This is a genomic window from Micrococcus sp. KRD070, assembly GCF_017168435.1.
In the GTDB taxonomy this organism is placed as follows: domain Bacteria; phylum Actinomycetota; class Actinomycetes; order Actinomycetales; family Micrococcaceae; genus Micrococcus; species Micrococcus luteus.
The window spans coordinates 1-18,167 of the sequence record NZ_JABFNH010000002.1; the positions used below are offsets into that span (position 1 = coordinate 1).

18 protein-coding genes and 1 pseudogene are annotated in these 18,167 nt (G+C 73.9%); 5 read left to right on the forward strand and 14 right to left on the reverse strand.

The window, feature by feature from the left end; all coding sequences use genetic code 11:
- Positions 1-71: 71 nt before the first annotated feature.
- The 9 genes and pseudogenes from J1M38_RS00415 to J1M38_RS00450 all read right to left on the reverse strand — a co-directional run bounded on the left by J1M38_RS00415 (position 72) and on the right by J1M38_RS00450 (position 9,890).
- Positions 72-2,171, reverse strand: coding sequence for an alpha-1,4-glucan--maltose-1-phosphate maltosyltransferase (locus tag J1M38_RS00415; protein WP_069941550.1), 2,100 nt, complete (start codon positions 2,169-2,171; stop codon positions 72-74).
- A gap of 104 nt (positions 2,172-2,275) precedes the next feature.
- On the reverse strand, positions 2,276-3,067 hold the full coding sequence (locus J1M38_RS00420; RefSeq protein WP_036382449.1) for an ABC transporter ATP-binding protein: 792 nt from the start codon (positions 3,065-3,067) through the stop codon (positions 2,276-2,278).
- The gene (locus J1M38_RS00425; protein ID WP_036341456.1) at positions 3,060-4,049 is read right to left on the reverse strand and encodes an ABC transporter permease; all 990 of its coding nucleotides are present in this window, start codon (positions 4,047-4,049) and stop codon (positions 3,060-3,062) included. Before J1M38_RS00425 ends, J1M38_RS00420 begins: the two co-directional genes overlap by 8 nt.
- Positions 4,050-4,178: 129 nt before the next feature.
- A complete protein-coding gene (locus tag J1M38_RS00430) occupies positions 4,179-5,189 on the reverse strand; it encodes an ABC transporter substrate-binding protein (RefSeq protein WP_069941549.1) in 1,011 nt (336 codons plus the stop codon).
- Positions 5,190-5,421: 232 nt separating this feature from the next.
- Positions 5,422-6,411, reverse strand: coding sequence for a 23S rRNA (guanosine(2251)-2'-O)-methyltransferase RlmB (gene rlmB / locus J1M38_RS00435; protein ID WP_036382443.1), 990 nt, complete (start codon positions 6,409-6,411; stop codon positions 5,422-5,424).
- A 74-nt stretch (positions 6,412-6,485) separates the two neighbouring features.
- Positions 6,486-7,943 carry a cysteine--tRNA ligase gene (cysS, locus tag J1M38_RS00440; protein ID WP_069941548.1) on the reverse strand — a complete coding sequence of 486 codons (1,458 nt, stop codon included), beginning with the start codon at positions 7,941-7,943 and terminating at the stop codon, positions 6,486-6,488.
- A gap of 72 nt (positions 7,944-8,015) precedes the next feature.
- Complete coding sequence (gene ispF, locus J1M38_RS11845) at positions 8,016-8,489, reverse strand: 2-C-methyl-D-erythritol 2,4-cyclodiphosphate synthase (protein WP_342356188.1); 474 nt, start codon at positions 8,487-8,489, stop codon at positions 8,016-8,018.
- A gap of 107 nt (positions 8,490-8,596) precedes the next feature.
- A pseudogene (locus J1M38_RS11850) lies at positions 8,597-9,283 on the reverse strand (2-C-methyl-D-erythritol 4-phosphate cytidylyltransferase); the annotation flags it as partial.
- Between the two features lie 124 nt (positions 9,284-9,407).
- The gene (locus J1M38_RS00450; RefSeq protein ID WP_069941546.1) at positions 9,408-9,890 is read right to left on the reverse strand and encodes a CarD family transcriptional regulator; all 483 of its coding nucleotides are present in this window, start codon (positions 9,888-9,890) and stop codon (positions 9,408-9,410) included.
- Between the two features lie 201 nt (positions 9,891-10,091).
- Here J1M38_RS00450 and J1M38_RS00455 point away from each other — a divergent pair, with 201 nt between their 5' ends.
- On the forward strand, positions 10,092-10,643 hold the full coding sequence (locus tag J1M38_RS00455) for a hypothetical protein (protein ID WP_036384688.1): 552 nt from the start codon (positions 10,092-10,094) through the stop codon (positions 10,641-10,643).
- A 91-nt stretch (positions 10,644-10,734) separates the two neighbouring features.
- Here J1M38_RS00455 and J1M38_RS00460 read toward each other — a convergent pair whose 3' ends face one another.
- Both J1M38_RS00460 and J1M38_RS00465 read right to left on the reverse strand, forming a co-directional pair.
- The gene (locus J1M38_RS00460; protein ID WP_041104721.1) at positions 10,735-11,415 is read right to left on the reverse strand and encodes a response regulator transcription factor; all 681 of its coding nucleotides are present in this window, start codon (positions 11,413-11,415) and stop codon (positions 10,735-10,737) included.
- On the reverse strand, positions 11,412-12,641 hold the full coding sequence (locus J1M38_RS00465; protein WP_036316036.1) for a cell wall metabolism sensor histidine kinase WalK: 1,230 nt from the start codon (positions 12,639-12,641) through the stop codon (positions 11,412-11,414). The genes J1M38_RS00460 and J1M38_RS00465 overlap by 4 nt, the downstream gene beginning before the upstream one ends.
- 163 nt (positions 12,642-12,804) lie before the next feature.
- On the opposite strand from J1M38_RS00465, the gene phoU reads away from it, so the two are divergent.
- The gene (phoU, locus tag J1M38_RS00470; RefSeq protein WP_044658511.1) at positions 12,805-13,473 is read left to right on the forward strand and encodes a phosphate signaling complex protein PhoU; all 669 of its coding nucleotides are present in this window, start codon (positions 12,805-12,807) and stop codon (positions 13,471-13,473) included.
- A gap of 62 nt (positions 13,474-13,535) precedes the next feature.
- Here the strand turns inward: phoU and J1M38_RS00475 are convergent, their stop codons facing one another.
- Positions 13,536-14,294, reverse strand: a complete 759-nt coding sequence (locus tag J1M38_RS00475; RefSeq protein WP_044658510.1) for a phosphoglyceromutase — start codon at positions 14,292-14,294, stop codon at positions 13,536-13,538.
- 49 nt (positions 14,295-14,343) lie between these two features.
- Between J1M38_RS00475 and J1M38_RS00480 the strand changes: the two genes are divergently transcribed.
- The gene (locus tag J1M38_RS00480; protein ID WP_044658509.1) at positions 14,344-15,186 is read left to right on the forward strand and encodes a hypothetical protein; all 843 of its coding nucleotides are present in this window, start codon (positions 14,344-14,346) and stop codon (positions 15,184-15,186) included.
- A 25-nt stretch (positions 15,187-15,211) separates the two neighbouring features.
- Here J1M38_RS00480 and J1M38_RS00485 read toward each other — a convergent pair whose 3' ends face one another.
- Positions 15,212-15,508, reverse strand: a complete 297-nt coding sequence (locus J1M38_RS00485) for a DUF2516 family protein (RefSeq protein WP_036384680.1) — start codon at positions 15,506-15,508, stop codon at positions 15,212-15,214.
- A gap of 81 nt (positions 15,509-15,589) precedes the next feature.
- Here J1M38_RS00485 and tmk point away from each other — a divergent pair, with 81 nt between their 5' ends.
- Both tmk and J1M38_RS00495 read left to right on the forward strand, forming a co-directional pair.
- Positions 15,590-16,249, forward strand: coding sequence for a dTMP kinase (gene tmk, locus J1M38_RS00490; protein ID WP_002858064.1), 660 nt, complete (start codon positions 15,590-15,592; stop codon positions 16,247-16,249).
- Entirely contained in the window at positions 16,246-17,436 is a 1,191-nt protein-coding gene (locus J1M38_RS00495; protein ID WP_069941545.1) for a DNA polymerase III subunit delta', read from the forward strand. Before tmk ends, J1M38_RS00495 begins: the two co-directional genes overlap by 4 nt.
- Positions 17,437-17,465: 29 nt before the next feature.
- On the opposite strand, the gene J1M38_RS00500 is transcribed toward J1M38_RS00495, so the two are convergent.
- Positions 17,466-18,167, reverse strand: a 702-nt coding sequence (locus J1M38_RS00500) for an HAD family hydrolase (protein WP_241246367.1), incomplete at its 5' end; no start/stop codon positions are given.

Here is an 18,167-nt window from a genome sequence, read left to right on the forward strand (position 1 = left end):
CGGCGGGACGGGGGGCGGCGGACGGGGTCATGGCGATTCCTGTTCTGGGGACGGCGGGCGTCGGGAGCGGCTCAGCCGTTCCGGACGACCCGCAGGACATGGGCGGGCTCGACGTTCGGGTCCAGGCGGACGTACGGGGTGCGGCCCCACCGCCAGCGCTGGCCGGTGAGCAGGTCCTCCACCTCGACGGCCCCGGACGCGTCGCGGTCCTCGGGGCGCAGACGCAGCGCCTCGAGGTCCAGGTCCAGGGTCGCCTCGACGACGTCGTGCGGGTTCGTGGTGACGACGACGATCAGGGTGTCCTCCGCGGGACCGGCGTCGGTGACCGCCTCGGCGTCCCGGTGCGCACCCTCGGGCCGGGCCGAGCGCGTCTTCGAGAACACGAGCAGGTCAGGGTGCGTCGAGGCGTGCAGGGTCAGGTTCTGCAGGTCGCCCAGCGCCGGGTGCGCCGCGCGGATCTCATTGAGCCGGGTGAGGTACGGGGCGAGCGAGGCACCCGCGGCCTCCGCGCCCTCCCAGTCCCGGGGGCGGTACTCGTACTTCTCGTTGTCGATGTACTCCTCCGCGCCCGGCCGGGCCACGTGCTCGAACAGCTCGAACCCGGCGTAGACGCCCCACAGCGGGCTGGCCGTGGCGGCGACGACGGCGCGGATCCGGAACGCGCCCGGGCCGCCGTGCTGCAGGTACTCCGTGAGGATGTCCGGCGTGTTGACGAAGAGGTTGGGGCGATAGAACGCCGGCGTCTCGTGCGAGATCTCCTGGAGGTACTCCGCAAGCTCCTCGGCCGTGTTCCGCCAGGTGAAGTACCCGTAGGACTGCTGGAACCCGACCTTGCCCAGGGCGTGCATCATCGCGGGACGGGTGAAGGCCTCGGCGAGGAACACGACGCGCGGCTCCTCGGCGCGGACCTTCGCGATCAGCCACTCCCAGAACCACAGGGGCTTGGTGTGCGGGTTGTCCACGCGGAAGATGTGCACGCCGCGGGCCACCCAGCCCCGCACCACGTCCAGCACCGCCTGGGCGAGGCCGTCCGGGTCGTTGTCGAAGTTCAGCGGGTAGATGTCCTGGTACTTCTTCGGCGGGTTCTCCGCATACGCGATGGTGCCGTCCACGCGGGTGGTGAACCACTCCGGGTGTGCGGTGACCCACGGGTGGTCAGGGGAGCACTGCAGGGCCAGGTCCAGGGCCACTTCGAGGCCCTCGTCCGCGGCCGCGGCCACGAACGCCTCGAAGTCCTCGACGGTGCCCAGGTCCGGGTGCACGGCGTCGTGTCCGCCCTCGGGCCCACCGATCGCCCACGGCGAGCCCGGGTCCTGCGGCCCGGCCGTCAGCGTGTTGTTCGGACCCTTGCGGTGCGTGGTGCCGATCGGGTGGATCGGCGGCAGGTAGACCACCTGGAAGCCCATCCGGGCGACCGCCGGGAGCCGGTCGGCCGCCGTCCCGAAGGTGCCGGAGGACCACGTGCCGGAGGCCTCGTCGAAGCGGGCGCCCTCGGAGCGGGGGAAGAACTCGTACCAGGCGCCGCGGCCGGCGAGCTCGCGCTGCACGTCCAGCGGGTAGAGCTCGGAGCTCGTGAGGTGCTCCCGCACGGGGCGGGCGTGGAGGACGGCGGACACCTCCGCCGACTCGGAGGAGGCCAGGCGCTGGGCCGGGATGAGGGACTCGTCCTCGAGGCCGCGAACGACCTCCTCGAACACGGCGCGGTCCTCGGCCGAGCGCTCCGCGTCCTCGGCGGCCCGGCGGAACAGGGCGGCGCCCTCGGCGAGCATCAGCTCCACGTCGATGCCGGCGGCGATCTTGACGGTGGCCGCGTGCTTCCACGTGCCCACCGGGTCGTCCCAGCCCTCGACCACGAACTGGTGCAGGCCCGGCTCGGCGGGCCGCAGCGTGGCCACGACCTCGTCCAGCCCGGGCCGGCCCGGACGCATCTGCACGCGCTGCACCTCGGCGCCGGCCGGGTCGAGCAGACGGACGGTGGCGCGCACGGAGTCGTGGCCCTCGCGGAACACGGTGGCGCGGACGGGGATGTCCTCGCCGACCACGGCCTTCGCCGGGAACCGGCCGTCCAGCACGACGGGCTGCACGTCCGTCACCGGGATGCGCCCCGTGACGGTCTGGAGGCGGACATCGGCTGCGGTGGCGCTCTGGGTGTCGGGCTTCACGGTGCTCACGCCACGACGCTACCCCGCGGCCGCGCCGGTGAGAACGGCCGGCCCGCCCGCCCGCCGTGGGGCGGAGGGGCGGGCCGGGGACACGGGGGCGCCGGACGGGACGCTCAGGACAGCATGGTCTTGTCGTCCACGACGGCACCCTTGATCTTGCCGAACTCGGCCAGCAGGTCCGCCGGGGTGCGCCCGGCCTTCTCCTGCTCGTCCAGCTCGAGGATGATCCGGCCGTCGTGCATCATGATCAGCCGGTTGCCGACCTCGAGGGCCTGGGACATGTTGTGCGTGACCATCAGCGTGGTGAGCCGGTGCTCGGCCACCACCTGCCGGGTCAGGCGGGTCACCAGCTCCGCCCGGGACGGGTCCAGGGCGGCGGTGTGCTCGTCCAGCAGCAGGATCTTCGGTCCGGAGAACGTGGCCATGAGCAGGCTGAGCGCCTGACGCTGGCCGCCGGAGAGCAGCCCGACCTTGGCGGTGAGGCGGTTCTCCAGGCCGAGTTCGAGCTTCGTGAGCTCGTCGCGGAACATCGCGCGCCGGGCGCGGGAGACGCCCCGCGAGAGCCCGCGGGCGTGCCCGCGTCGCCAGGCCAGGGCCATGTTCTCCTCGATCGTGAGGTTCGGTGCCGTGCCCGCCGTCGGGTCCTGGAACACCCGGCCGATCGAGGCCGCGCGGCGGTGGTCCGGCATGCGGGTGACGTCCTTGCCGCCCACGGCCACGGTGCCGGTGTCCGGGAGCAGCTTGCCGGCGATCGTGTTCAGGATCGTGGACTTGCCGGCGCCGTTGGAGCCGATCACGGTGACGAAGTCGCCCTCGGCCAGGTGCAGGTCGATGCCCTGCAGGGCGCGCCGCTCGTTGACGGTGTTCGGGAAGAAGGTCTTGGAGACCTGCGAGATCTCAAGCACGGGGGGCCTCCTCGGGGACGGATGCGGCGGGGGCGGCGCCGCCCGGCTCGCCGGTCAAAGGCATGCCGGCGGTGGCCGGAGCGGCGGCGGCCGGCCCCGGGGTCGCGGCCGTGCCCCGAGTGCGCAGGCTCAGGCGCTTGGCGAAGCCGAAGCGCGGCAGCAGCAGGGCCACGACGACGAGAGCCGCGGAGATCAGCTTCATGTCGTTCGGGCTCAGGCCCGCGTTGAGGGCGAACTGGATGATCAGGCGGTAGAGCACGGCGCCGACGATCACGGCGAGCGTCGCCCAGAAGACCGTGCGCTGGCCGAACACGGCCTGGCCCACGATCACGGACGCCAGGCCCACGAGGATGAGGCCGATGCCCATGGAGATGTCCGCGAAGCCCTGGTACATGGCCAGCAGGGAGCCGCCGAGGGCCACGAGGCCGTTGGAGATCATGAGGCCGAGGATCTTCATCCGGTCCGTGGAGACGCCGTACGAGCGGATCATCTCCTCGTTGTCACCGGTCGCCTGCAGGGCGAGGCCCAGGTCCGTGTGCAGGAACCAGTCGAGGATCAGCTTCACCACGAACACGCCGAGGAAGAGCACGAGGATCGAGCCCCAGTTCCGGGCCAGGCCCAGGTCGTCGAGCCACGTGAACAGGGTGTCCTGGCCGAGCAGGGGGATGTTGGCCTTGCCCATGATCCGCAGGTTGATCGAGTAGAGCGCGATCATCGTGAGGATGCCGGCGAGCAGGCCGTCGATCCGGCCCTTGGTGTGCAGCAGGCCGGTGACGAGGCCCGCGAGCGCGCCCGCCACGAACGCGGCGAGCATGGCCAGTGGCACCGGCGTGCCGCCCGTGATGAGCACGGCGGCCGTGGCGGCGCCGGTGGTGAACGAGCCGTCCACCGTGAGGTCGGGGAAGTCGAGGATGCGGAAGGTCAGGTACACGCCGAGCGCGACGACGGCGTAGATCAGACCCAGTTCCACTGCGGTCAGCATGGGGTGGGTGCCTTTCCTGTCTATTATACACATCTGACGACGGCGGGCGGGGTGGGCCGGCCGTCGACGTGCTCCGCGGCGGCCCGGACCCCGTGGTCCGGGCCGCCGCGGAGGCGGGCAGGCGCGGGATCAGCCCTCGACGAGCTGATCGGCCCTGTCCGTGAGCTCGGCGGGGATCTCGACGCCGTAGGCCTCGGCGGCCTTCGGGTTCAGCACGAGCTGCAGGTTGGCCGGGTCGGCGTAGCCCACGGGCAGCTCGGCCGGCTTCGCGCCGTCCTTGAGGATCTTCACGGCCATCTCGCCGGCCTGCTTGCCGTGCGCCGTGTAGTCGATGCCGTACGTGCCCAGGGCGCCGCGCTCGACGGAGTCGATGTCCGCCGAGATGACGGGGACGCGCTGCTCCTCGCCGTAGCCCACCACGGTCTCCAGCGCCGAGACGACGGCGTTGTCCGTGGGCACGTAGATGCCGTCCACGCCGGACAGGGACTGCACGCCCTGCTGGACCTCGGACGAGTTGGTGATGGTGGCCTCCTTGACCTCGAGGCCCAGCTCCTTGCCGGCCTCCTTGGCCTGGTCCACCTGGACCTTGGAGTTGGCCTCGCCGGAGTTGTAGACGATGCCGACGGTCGTGGCGTCCGGCTTCACGTCCTTGAGCAGCTGCAGCTGCTCCTTGACCGGGTTGCGGTCCGAGACGCCGGTGACGTTGCCGCCCGGGGCCTCGTCCGAGGCCACGAGCTCAGCGCCCTGGGGATCGGTGACCGCCATGAACACGACCGGCTTGTCCTTCACGGCCGAGGCGGTGCCCTGCGCTGCGGGGGTCGCGATCGCAGCCACGAGGTCCACGTCCCCGTCGTTGGCGAAGGTGGAGGCGATGGAGGTGACCGTGGCCTGCTCGCCCTGGGCGTTCTGCTCCTCGAACGTCACGTCCAGGCCGGCGTCCTTGAACGCCTCCTTGAAGCCCTCGGCCGCGCCGTCGAGCGCCGGGTGGGAGACGAGCTGGTTGATGCCCACGGTGTAGGAGCCGTCGCCGCCGGCGGCGGAGGACGAGCCGGAGCCGCCGGAGCCGGAGTCGCCGCACGCCGTGAGCCCGAGGGCGGCGACGGCGAGGGCGGCGGTGAGGGGGAGGGAGCGGTGCTTCATGAGACGGACCTCGTTCTGATGGTGCGGTGCGGGATGCGCTCGCCGACGGGGGCCCGTCGGACACAGTGCAGACACTGTGCGCGGTGACGCGCGTCACGGGCAAGACGTGGGCGTGTCCACGCGACATCCTGCCATGTGATGGGCATCACGGTGGACACTCTGCCCCGCTGGGCTTCGTGTGCGACCCCCGCGTCCCCGCCCGGCCGTCATCCCGGGCGGGACGCCGTGGAGGTCAGCGCCCGCCGGCGCGCTGCACCGAGATCTCGTACAGGGAGATGCCCACCGCCATCGAGGCGTTGAGGGACTCCATCGTCGAGTCGATCGGGATGGACACGATCTGCTGGCAGTGCTCCCGCACCATGCGGGACAGACCCTTGCCCTCGGCCCCCACCACGAGCACGAGCGGCTCCGTGGCCAGGGCGAGCCCGGGCAGGGAGACGTCCCCGCCGCCGTCGAGGCCCAGCACGAAGTAGCCGGCCTTGTGCAGGTCGACGAGGGTGGTGTTCAGGTTGCCGGCCTGGGCCACGGGCACCCGCGCGGCCGCGCCGGCCGAGGTGCGCCAGGCGGTGGCGGTCACGCCGACGGAGCGCCGCTCGGGCACGATCACGCCGTCCGCGTCGAACGCGGAGCCGGCCCGGATGATGGCGCCGAGGTTGCGGGGGTCGGTGATGCCGTCGAGCGCGATCAGCAGCGGCGGGGTCCGCAGGTGCCCCTTCTCGTGCTTCGCGAGCGCGTCGAGGGCCAGGGCCGTGGCGTCCGCGTACTCATAGGGCGGGATCTGCAGCACGATGCCCTGGTGCACGGCCTCGCCGGAGAGGCGGTCCAGCTCCGGCTTGGTGTTCTCCAGGACCGGCACGCCCTGTTCGAGGCAGAGGCGCAGGGCCTCCTTGACGCGGTCGTCCATCTCGATGCGCACGGCCACGTGCAGCGCCTTGGCCGGGATGCCCGCGCGTAGCGCCTCGAGCACGGGGTTGCGACCGGAGACCGTCTCGTCCGTGAGCTTCACGCGGCCGCGGACCTGGTCCTTCACGGGGCCGCGCTTGGCGGCCGAGCGCTCGGCCAGCTGCTTGGCGCGGTGCGCCTTGTGGTAGACCCGGTCCTCGGCCTTGGGGGTGGGTCCGCGGCCCTCGAGCGCCTTGCGGCCGTGGCCGCCGGTGCCCTTCATGGGGCCCTTCTTGCCCTTGGGCTTGCGGGATCCGCCGGAGCGGGGGGCGGTGGACATGGCGGGACTCCTGCGGGCCGGGGACGGGGGCGGCGGCACGCGGGGCGCCGCCGGATCGCCCTCCAGTCTAGGTGTCAGTCCGCCAGGCGCCATGTGGCGCCGTCGGCGCCGTCCTCCACCACGACGCCGGCCGCGGCCAACGCGTCGCGGATGCGGTCCGCGGTGGCCCAGTCCTTGTCCGCGCGGGCCTGTGCCCGCGCCTCGATCTGCGACCGGACGAGCGAGTCGAGGGCGTCCGACACCGGGCCGGCCGCGGCGTCGTCGTCCTCGGGCACGTCGTCCAGGCCCAGCACCGCGGTCATGGCCTCCACCTCGGCCAGGCGGGCGGCCGCGGCGTCGAGGTCCTGCCCGGCCAGCGCCGAGTTGCCGGCGCGCACGGCCTCGTGCAGGGCCGCGAGCGCCTGGGGCACGTTGAGGTCGTCCTCCATGGCGGTGCGGAAGGCGGCGGGCACGCGGTCCGCGAGCGCCCCGTCGGGGGCGGGCGGGACGGCGCCGGCGGCGCGGGCGCGGGCCGTGAAGCCCTCGATGCGCTCGACGGCGGCCTCGGCCTCGTCGAGGGCGCCGGGCCGGTAGTCGAGCTGGGAGCGGTAGTGGGCCTGCCCCAGGAAATAGCGCACCGCCGTCGGGCGGGCCATGCCGAGCATCTCCTCGGGGGAGATCGTGTTGCCCACGGACTTGGACATCTTCTCGCCGCCGTAGGTGACGAGCCCGTTGTGCAGCCAGAAGCGGGCGAAGCCGTCACCGGCGGCCGCCGACTGGGCCAGCTCGTTCTCGTGGTGCGGGAACCGCAGGTCCAGGCCGCCGCCGTGGATGTCGAACTCGGCGCCGAGGTACTTCGTGGACATGGCCGAGCACTCCAGGTGCCATCCGGGGCGGCCGGCGCCCCAGGGCGACTCCCACACGGCGGTGGCGGGCTCGCCGGGCTTGGCGCCCTTCCACAGGGCGAAGTCGCGGGGGTCGCGCTTGCCGCGCGGGTCGGCGTCGGGCGCGTCCTGCATGTCCTCGACGCGCTGGCGGGTGAGCTCGCCGTAGCGCTCCCAGGACCGGACGTCGAAGTAGACGTCGCCCGAGCCGTCCTGCGCGGGGTAGGCGTGGCCGCGCTCCATCAGGCGCTCGATGAGCGCGAACATCTCGGGCACGTGGCCGGTGGCGCGCGGCTCATAGGTGGGACGGCGGACGCCGAGGGCGAGGTAGGCGGCGTCGAACGCCTTCTCGAACCGGTAGGCCAGGGCCCACCACGGCTCGCGGGCCGGGTAGAGGTCCGAGGCCTCGAAGCCGGCCTCGTGGGAGGCGGCCGAGCGGTCGAGGATCTTGTCGTCGATGTCCGTCACGTTCCGCACCGAGGTGACGCGCAGCCCCGTGGCCTCGAGCCAGCGGATGAGGATGTCGAACACGATCGCGCTGCGCACGTGGCCCACGTGCGGCATGCCCTGCACCGTGGCCCCGCAGTAGTACACCGACGCCTCGCCGGGCACGAGGGGCTCGAAGTCCCGGACCTGCGCGGTGCGGGTGTCGTAGAAGCGCTGGGCCATGGGGCGCGGTCCTTCCGGAGGGGCGGGGTCCTGACGGGGCTCTGCCAGCCTAGTCGGTGCGCCGGCGCGGACTCAGGCCGCAGGGATGACGAGCGCGGTCGCGATCCCGACCAGCCCCTCCTTGCGCCCGATGAACCCCAGCCGGTCCGTGGTGGCGGCGGAGACGGACACGGGGGCCCCGCCGAGGGCGGCGGAGAGGGCGGCCTCCATCTCCGCGCGGCGCGCGCCCACCTTGGGCCGGGGGGCGACCACCTGGACCGCCACGTTCCCGACGGCGACGCCCGCCTCCGTCAGCAGGCGCAGCACCTCGCGGAGCATGTCCGCGCCGGAGGCGTCCGCCATCTCCGGCCGGTCGACGCCGAACACGGCCCCGAGGTCGCCGAGGCCGGCGGCGGAGAGCAGGGCGTTGCACGCCGCGTGGGCGGCCACGTCCCCGTCCGAGGTCGCGGCCACGCCACGCTCGCCGGGCCAGTGGATGCCGCCGAGCCACAGGGGCCGGGGGGCATCCTCGGGTGCCCACGCGTGCACGTCGGTGCCGATCCCCACGCGCGGCAGTCCATGGGAGTCTCCTCCTGGGGGATGCGGCGGGCGAGTTCGAGGCGGGCGAGGTCGAGGTCGGCGGGGGCGGTGACCTTGAACGCGGCCGGGTCGCCGGGCACCACCACCACCTCATGCCCCGCAGCCTCCATGACCATCGCGTCGTCGGTGAGCACCGCGGCGTCGAGCGTGGGGTCCGTGCGCACGGCCTCGTGGGCCGCCAGCAGGGTGTCCAGATCGAAGCCCTGCGGCGTCTGGATCGCGCGCAGTTCGGCGCGGGCCGGTGTGGCCGCGACGACGTCGACGCCGCCCCGTCCGGGGGTGACCTGCTTGACGGTGTCCGTCAGCGGCAGGCCCGGGACCGCGGCGACCACGCCGGTCTCGAGCGCCGCCGTGACGGCCCCGAACACGCTCGGCGGGGTCAGCGCGCGGGCGGCGTCGTGGACGAGGACGCGGCGGGGCGCCCCCGCCGGGGCGAGGTCGGCCAGAGCGCGGGAGGCCGCGGTGAGTCCGGCGCGGACCGAGTCCGCGCGCTCGGCGCCGCCCGGCACGCAGTGCACGGGCACGTCCAGGTGCGGGCCGGCGTCGACCTCGGCGGCCACGCGGCCGGCGTCGGCCCCCGCCGGCGGGGTGAGCACCACGACGGCGTCGAGGGCGAGCCCGGCGGCGCGTGCGGCGGCGACGGACGCCAGGCAGTGGTGCAGGAGGGTGCGGCCGTCCGCGAGGGGGGCGAGGGCCTTGGGCAGCCCGGCGCCGAGGCGGGTGCCGGCGCCGGCGGCGGCGATCACGAGGGCGGTGGGCATGGCCTCATCCTAGGGAGCGCGCCGGTGTCCGTGGCCCGGGACCCCCGGCGGCGACGGCCGGGGACGAGACAGGGGAGGGGCCCGCGTCGTGGACGCGGGCCCCTCCCCTGTCGTGTGCTGCTCGTCAGCCCTCGAGCACCTTGTCCAGGCGGCCCTCGGCCTCCTCCTCGGTGACCTTCTTGGCCAGCGCCAGCTCGGACACGAGCACCTGGCGGGCCTTCGCGAGCATGCGCTTCTCGCCGGCGGACAGGCCGCGGTTTTGGTCGCGGCGCCACAGGTCACGGACGACCTCGGCCACCTTGTTGACGTCGCCGCTGGCGAGCTTCTCCAGGTTCGCCTTGTAGCGGCGGGACCAGTTGGTGGGCTCCTCCACGTGCTCGGCGCGCAGGACCTCCATGACGTGCTCGAGCCCCTCCGCATCCACGACGTCACGCACGCCGACGAGGTCGACGTTCTCCGCAGGGACCTCGATGGTCAGGTCTCCCTGCGCCACCTTGAGCTTGAGGTACATCTTCTCCTCCCCCTTGATGGTGCGCATCTTGATCTCCTCGATCCGCGCAGCACCGTGATGGGGGTAGACGACGGTCTCTCCGACCTCAAAAACCATGTTGTTGTGCCCCTTTCAGTCGTCTCATTCTATCATGCGGCCTCGTCATGCCGCGCGCGCCGTCACATCTTCGGCCTCCGGATGTGATAGTGGACGACCCGGCGCCACGGGCCGGCCGGCGTCCCGGGATGCGGTAGCCTGACCTGGCAGGACCCCTGCCTCGGGGCTCCTGAGCACGTCATCGCACCTGAGGAGACCTCTGTGAAGAACGCATCCCGGCCCGCCCGGCGCCACCTCGCCGCAGGTGCGCTGGCCGCGGTCGCCCTGCTGGGCGCCACCGGCTGCTCCGCCGTGAGCCCGATCGCCACCGCCATCCAGTACTCCCCCTCGGACGGCATCAACGGCCAGGAGCAGGACTTCCTGAGCTACCGCAACCTCGCCCTCGTCGGCGACGGCGAGTCGGGCCCCGCCCGCCTGATCGGCACCGTGGAGAACACCTCCGGCCAGGATCAGACCTACACCTTCCAGGCCGAGGGCGGCGGCTCCGCGACCCTGAAGGTCCCCGCCGGCGAGAGCCGCAAGCTCGAAGACGAGGCGAACACAACCGTCCTGGAGCGCGAGGGCGTGTGGGTCGGCGAGAACCTGCCCGTGACCGTCTCCGGCAACGGCGGCACCGCCGACCTGGCCGTCCCGCTGCTGAGCGCCACCCAGGAGCAGTACCGTGACCTGCTCCCCGAGGGAGTCGAGCCCTCGGAGGAGGATCTCGTCGGGCACCTCCACGAGGAGACCCACCACTACGGCGAGGAGCACTGACCTCCGCCGGGCCTGCGCCCGGCACGCCACGGCCCCGGCCCCACCGCGAGGTGGAGCCGGGGCCGTCGTCGTCCCGGGTGCAGCGCGCCGGTCAGGCCTCGAACTTGTAGCCCAGGCCGCGCACCGTGACGAGGTAGCGGGGGCTCGAGGGATCGGGCTCGATCTTGGAGCGCAGGCGCTTCACGTGCACGTCGAGGGTCTTGGTGTCCCCCACGTAGTCGGAGCCCCACACGCGGTCGATCAGCTGGCCGCGGGTGAGCACGCGCCCGGCGTTGCGCAACAGCATCTCCAGCAGCTCGAACTCCTTGAGCGGCAGGGACACCTGCTCGCCGTCCACGGAGACGACGTGCCGCTCGACGTCCATGCGCACGGGGCCGGCGCTGATGGTCGCCGACATCGGCTCCTCCTGGTCCCCCTGACGGCGCAGCACGGCGCGGACGCGGGCCACCAGCTCACGCGAGGAGTACGGCTTGGTCACGTAGTCGTCCGCCCCGAGCTCGAGGCCGACGACCTTGTCGATCTCCGAGTCCTTCGCGGTCAGCATGATCACGGGGACGTTGGAGCGCTGGCGCACCTGACGACACACCTCGGTGCCGGACATCCCCGGGAGCATCAGGTCCAGGAGGATCAGGTCCGCGCTGTCGCGCTCGAAGACGCTCAGCGCCTCGTTGCCGTCGGCGGCGACGGTGACCTCGAACCCCTCCTTCTCCAGGAGGTAGGACAGGGGGTCGCTGAACGACTCCTCGTCCTCCACGATCAGAATGCGGCTCATGCGCTCGTCTCCTTCCGGGTCGGGGGTGCGGCCGAGGCGGTCACCCGGTGACCGCGCCGCTCGGTGACGTGGGCGGCACCCGGCGCGCCGTCGACGGCGACACCGTCCCCCCACTCGGGCAGGCGGATGGTGAAGGTCGACCCGCGGCCCGGCTGGGACCAGAGGGTGACCTCCCCTCCGTGGTTGATGACGACGTGCTTGACGATGCTCAGCCCCAGGCCCGTGCCGCCCGTCTGACGCGACCGCGCCGCGTCCACGCGGTAGAAGCGTTCGAAGACCCGCTCCTGCTCCTCCGGGCTGATGCCGATGCCCTGGTCCGTGACGGTGACCTGCGCGAGCCCGTCCACGGAGCTCAGGCCGATGCCCACCGTGGTGCCCTCCGGGGAGTAGCGCACCGCGTTGTCCACCAGGTTGCGCACCGCGGTCATCAGCTGGTCCTGGTCCCCGTGCACCACCGCGTCCACGCGGCCGCCCACGCGCAGCGCGATGCCGCGGTCCTCGGCGGTCAGGCGCAGGCGGTCCACGGCGTCCGCGACGACGGCGTTGAGGTCCACAGGCCCTCCGTCCTGGACCACGTCCTTGGCCTGCAGCCGGGAGAACTCGATGATGTCCTGCACGAGGGCCGTGAGCCGGCGGGACTCGACGCCCAGCCGTGCGGCGAAGCGACGCACCGCCTCCTCGTCCTCCGCGGCGTCGCCGATGGCCTCGGAGAGCAGGGAGATGGCGCCCACCGGCGTCTTGAGCTCGTGCGAGACGTTGACGACGAAGTCGTGGCGCATGGCCTCGGTGCGGGTCACGTCCGTGCGGTCGTCGGCGAGGATCAGGATGTACTCCTCGTCCAGCGGGGCCACGCGCAGCTCGACGACGAGGCTCGACTGCCCGAGGGGTCCTCGGGGCAGCTCCATGCGGCGCTCGACGATGACGCCGTCGGCCCGCACGGTCCGCGTGAGCTCCCGCAGCTGGTCCTGGACGAGCGAGTGCCCCCGCACCAGGCCCAGGGCGTAGGCCGCGGGGTTCGCGCGCACCACGCCGTCGACGTCGTCCACCACCGCGTACGCGCGGCCGACCACGGAGAGGACCTCGGCGGCGCCCGGCGCCAGGGTGGGTTCGCCAACCGTCAGGTCCACCGTCCGCGAGCGCTCGGACGCCCGGAAGGCCAGCATGGAGGCCACTCCGGTGAACAGTCCGACCGCTCCGCACAGCAGGCCGATGATGACGGGATCCACGGCACCAGACTAGCCTCTGGCGGCCCGGAGACGGGCTGCCCCGGCCCCGCCAGACGCCGGACGATCGGCGTTCATGGGCCGTTCATCTTGCCCTGCCAGGGTGGACCGTTGCCCCGGGGAGTCGGGGTCGGCGGCGCACGGGCGTCGCCGGGGAGAGGAGACCATGCGCGAGCTCTACCGAGCCGACCTCGAACGGCTGGGCCGCGACCTGACCGAGATCGCCCGCCTCGTGCACCGCGCCATGATGGACGCGCAGGCCGCCCTCGAGGCGGCCGACGTGCACGGCGCCGAACGGGTCATCTCGGAGGACGCGCGGATCGACCAGCTGCAGGAGTCCCTCGACGAGCAGGCCGTGCGCATCCTGGCGCTGCAGGCGCCCGTGGCCACGGACCTGCGCACCGTCGTCGCCACGCTGCGGATGAGCTCCTCGCTCGAGCGCATGGGCGACCTCGCCCGCCACGTGGCCCAGCTGACCCGGCTGCGCTACCCCGAGCACGTCATCCCGGAACAGGTCCGGACCGTGATCACCGCGATGTGCGACGCCGCCGTGGAGGTGGCCGAGGAGGTCGTCCTGCTGCTCGAGACCCAGGACCTGGCGCACGGGGACCGGATCGACGCCCTCAACGAGGACGTCAACGCGCTGCACCTGTCCGTCTTCCGCGCGATCGCCGCCCCGGACTGGAGAGCGACGCCGGCCACCACCACGGACGTCACGCTGGCCTCGCGCTACCTCGAGCGGTTCACGGACCACGGCCTGTCCGTGGCCGCCAAGGTGCGCTACCTCGTCACGGGCGAGTGGGCGACCCACCGCCCGGACGCCACCGGCTCCTGACCGTCCCCGACGCCACGGGCCGGGCCCCCAGGCGGGGTCCCGGCCCGTCGTCGTCGGACGCGTCAGTGCGCGGAGCCCTGGGCGGCCACGGCGGCGGCGCCGGCCGCGGCGGCCTCCGGATCGAGGTAGCGGCCGTTCGCGGTGATCGGCTTGAAGTTCTGGTCCAGCTCGTAGACCAGCGGGATGCCCGTCGGGATGTTCAGGCCCGCGATGTCCTCGTCCGAGATGCCGTCCAGGTGCTTGACCAGCGCGCGCAGCGAGTTGCCGTGCGCGGCGATCAGCACGGTCTTGCCGGCCTTGAGGTCGGGCAGGACCTGCTCCTCCCAGTAGGGCAGCAGGCGGTCGATGACCTGCTTGAGGGCCTCGGTGCGGGGGGCGTCCTTGCCCAGGTCCGCGTAGCGCTCGTCGCCGACCTGGGAGAACTCGGAGTCGTCGTCCAGGGCGGGCGGCGGGGTGTCGAAGGACCGGCGCCAGACCATGAACTGCTCCTCGCCGAACTCCTCCTTCACCTGGGCCTTGTCCTTGCCCTGCAGGGCGCCGTAGTGGCGCTCGTTCAGGCGCCAGCTGCGCTTGACCGGGATCCACTGGCGATCCGCGGCCTCGAGGGCCAGGTTGGCCGTGGTGATGGCGCGCTTGAGCAGGGACGTGTGGACCACGTCCGGGCGGATGCCCTCCGCCTCCAGCAGCTCACCGCCGCCGGCGGCCTCGGCGCGCCCCTTCTCGGTCAGCGGGACGTCCACCCAGCCGGTGAACAGGTTCTTCTCGTTCCATTCGCTCTGACCGTGCCGCAGCAGGACCAGCGTGTACGTGGTGTTCGCCATGTCACCATCCTAGGCGGACCCGTCCCGCCGCTCCCCTACGCTGGAGCCCATGGTGGAGAAGGCCCGGCGGCTGCGCGCGCGCACGACGCCCGGCCCCGGCCCCGCCCGGGGACCGCAGGGCCACATCACCCGCGGCACGACGGCGGCGCAGCGGATGCGCCGGGTGGACCGCTGGCTCACGGACGTGCACGGCCCCCTGCTGCGGCGCACTCCCCGCCCACTGGCCGTGGACCTGGGCTTCGGCGCGGAGCCGGTGACCGCCGTCGAGATGGCCCAGCGGCTGCGCGTGCAGAACCCGGCCCTCGAGCTGGTGGGCCTCGAGATCGACCCCGCTCGGGTGGCCCGGGCCCGGGAGCGGGCCGGCGACCTGCCGGGGGTCACCTGGGCGGTCGGCGGCTTCGAGCTGCCCGTGCCGCGGCCGCCCACCGTGGTGCGCGCGTTCAACGTGCTGCGCCAGTACCGGGAGGAGGACGTGCCCGCGATCTGGTCCCTGCTGTGCGCGGGGCTCGCCGACGACGGCGTCCTCGTGGAGGGCACCTGCTCCGAGGACGGCCGGCGGGCGGCCTGGGTGGACCTGCGTCGGGACGGGCCCGCGAGCCTGACCGTGGCCCTCAGGCTGGGGTCCTTCGCCCGCCCCTCGGACGTGGCGGCGCGCCTGCCGAAGGTCCTCATCCACCGGCACGTACCCGGCGAGCCCGTCCATCGGCTCCTGGCGGAGGCCGACGCCGCGTGGGCCGCGCACGCCCCGCTCGCGGCCTACGGGACGCGGCAGCGGTGGCTGGCGACGGTCGGCACGCTCCGCGCGGCGGGCTGGCCCGTGCTGGGCGGCCCGCACCAGTGGCGGCGCGGGGAGCTGAGCGTGCGCTGGGCGGCGGTGGCGCCGTCGTCATGAGGGCGGCGCCGACGGCGCGGGACCCTCAGCGGCGCAGGGCCGGGCCCATGTCCTGGCGGGGGCCGGCGAGGTAGACGCACGCCACGCACGCGGCCACGAGGCCGAACATGCCCATCCCGCCGCCGGCGAGCACGCCGAGGAGCCCGACGACGGCGGCGACGCCGGTGAGGATCAGCCAGAAGCTCCTGTCCCGGCCCCCGATGCGGGCGAAGTCGTCGGGGCGGCGCCGGACGACGTCCACCAGCGCCCAGACCTCGAGCCCGAGCGCGGCGATCGCCAGGACGCGGAACAGCCAGTGGTCGACGAGCAGGGCGAAGTGCATGGGGGCGCTCATGCCGGTCAGTCTAGGCGGTCGGCCCGGCCGGGTTCCCTCCCCGTCCGGGGCGGCGTCTAGGCTCGAGGCGTGAGCACCCAGACCGAGCATCGCGGCCTGTTCGTCGCCGTCGAGGGACCGGACGGATCCGGCAAGTCCACCCAGGCCCGCGCCCTGACCGAGGCCCTGCGCGCCGCGGGCCACGAGGTGGTGCTCACGCGCGAGCCCGGCGGCTCGGACCTGGGCGAGACGCTGCGAGAGCTGCTGCTGGACCCCGGGCACGCCCCCGTGGACCCCCGCACCGAGGCGCTGCTGTTCGCCGCGGCCCGGTCCGCCCACGCCGTCCGCACGCTGCGCCCCGCGCTGGCCCGGGGCGCCGTCGTCGTCACGGACCGGTATGTGGACTCGTCCGTGGCCTACCAGGGCGCGGCGCGCGGGCTGGGCGAGGCGCGGATCGCCGCCCTGAACGAGTGGGCCACGGACGGCCTCGTCCCCGATCTGACGGTGCTGATCGACGTGGACGCGGCCACCGCCGCGGACCGGCGTGACCGGCGCGCGGCGGGGGGCGAGGGCACCCCCGACCGCATGGAGCGGGAGACGGCGGACCGGCACGAGGCCCTGCGCGCCGCCTTCCTCGCGCGCGCGGCGGCCGCGCCCGAGCGGTACCTCGTGCTCGACGGCGCGCTGCCGCCGCAGGAGCTCACCGCCCGCGCGCTGGCCCGCGTCACCGCCCAGGCGGCCGACCGATGACGGCCCCCGCCCCCGCCGTGTTCGCGGACCTCGCGGGCCAGGAGGCCGCGGTGGCCCAGCTGCGCCGCGCCGCGGCCGAGGACCGTCCCACCCACGCCTGGATGTTCACGGGCCCGCCCGGCTCCGGCCGGTCGACGGCGGCGCGTGCGTTCGCCGCGGCCCTGCAGTGCGAGGTCGTGGACCCGGCGGCGCGCGGCTGCGGCGAGTGCCACGCGTGCCGCACCGTCCTCGGCGGCACCCACCCGGACGTGACCGTGCTGGCCACCGAGGCGGTGAGCTATCGGATCGAGGACGTCCGCGCCCTCGTGGAGGCCGGCCAGTCCACCCCCGCCACCGGGCGCTGGCGGATCTTCCTCATGGAGGACGCGGACCGCATGACGGAGCGCGCCACGAACGTGCTCCTCAAGGCCATCGAGGAGCCGCCGGCCCGCACGATCTGGATGCTGTGCACCCCGTCCCCCGCGGACGTGCTCCCCACCGTCCGCTCCCGCTGCCGGCTGATCACGCTGAGCATCCCCGCCGTGGAGCAGGTGGCGGAGCTGCTGCACCGCCGCGACGGGCTGGACCGCGAGACGGCGCTCACCACCGCCCGGATCTCCCAGTCGCACGTGGGCATGGCCCGCCGCCTCGCGCGGGACCCGGAGGCCCTCGAACGCCGCGAGCGCATCCTCTCCCTGCCGCTCCAGGCCACCGCCGTCTCCGACGCGATGGCCCTGGCCGCCACGTTGGCCGAGGTGTCCAAGGCCGAGGCCGAGTCCGCCGCCGAAGCCCGGGACGCCGAGGAGCTCGAGGCACTGCGCCGCTCCCTGGGCCTCGAGCCCGGCGAGCCCGTCCCGCCCAAGCTCCGCCACCACGTCAAACGGCTCGAGGAGGACCAGACCCGCCGGCGGCGCCGCGCCGTCCGGGACTCGCTGGACCGGGCCATGATCGACGTCATGGGCCTGTTCCGGGACGTGCTGCGCGTGCAGCTGGGGGCCGACGGCGAGCTCATCAACGAGCACCGTCGGGACGAGATCGAGGCGTACGCCCGCGGCACCGCCGGCGACTCGGCCGAGGTGCTCGCCCGGATCGACGCCGTCACCACGGCCCGGGAGCGCATCGCCGCCAACGTGCCGGAGCAGCTGGCCCTCGAAGCCATGATGCTGGCGCTGCTGCCCCGCCGGGTGCGCACCCCGCGACGTCGCTGAGCGGCCGCGCGGGGCGGGCCGGCGCCGGCTCAGCGGGTGCGGACCACCAGGTCCGGCACGTCGGCCAGGCCCGGCACCACCCGGTCCGCGCCCGCCGCCAGCAGGACGTCGTCCGCGTCGCGACCCGTGCGCACGCCGACCACGAGTCCGGCCCCCGCGCGGCGCCCGGCCGTCATGTCCTCCGCGGTGTCCCCGACCACGAGGACGCTGCGGACGTCGTCGTGGTCGAGACCGAGCAGGGCGGTGAGGATCATGTCCGGGTGGGGGACGCCGCGGCCGGCGTCGTCCGGGGAGAGGCTCAGATCCGCCAGGCCCATCCACCCCAGCGACTCGAGGATCATGTTCTGGGTGTGGCGGGCGTAGCCGGTGCAGAGGCACACGTGGAGGCCGAGGGCGCGCAGGCGGACGAGCGCCTCCTCCGCGCCCGGGACGGCCCGGACGCCGTGCTCGGCCAGCAGCGCGTCGAAGGTCGCCTCGAACGTGCGGGTCGCCGCCGCGGCCACCGCCCGGTCGGCGAACACGCGGGGGAACACGGCCGTGCGCGAGGTGGGCCGGAGCGCACGGAACCGCCGCGCGGCGTCGTCGTGCTCCGGGGTGCCCGCCGGGACGCCGTGCTGGTCCAACGTGCGGGCGAACGCCGTGTCCTGGAGCCCGTGCTCCACGATGGACGTGCCGGACATGTCCACCACGGCCAGGCGGAGGGGCGCGGCTGACGAGGCCGCGGCGGGGGG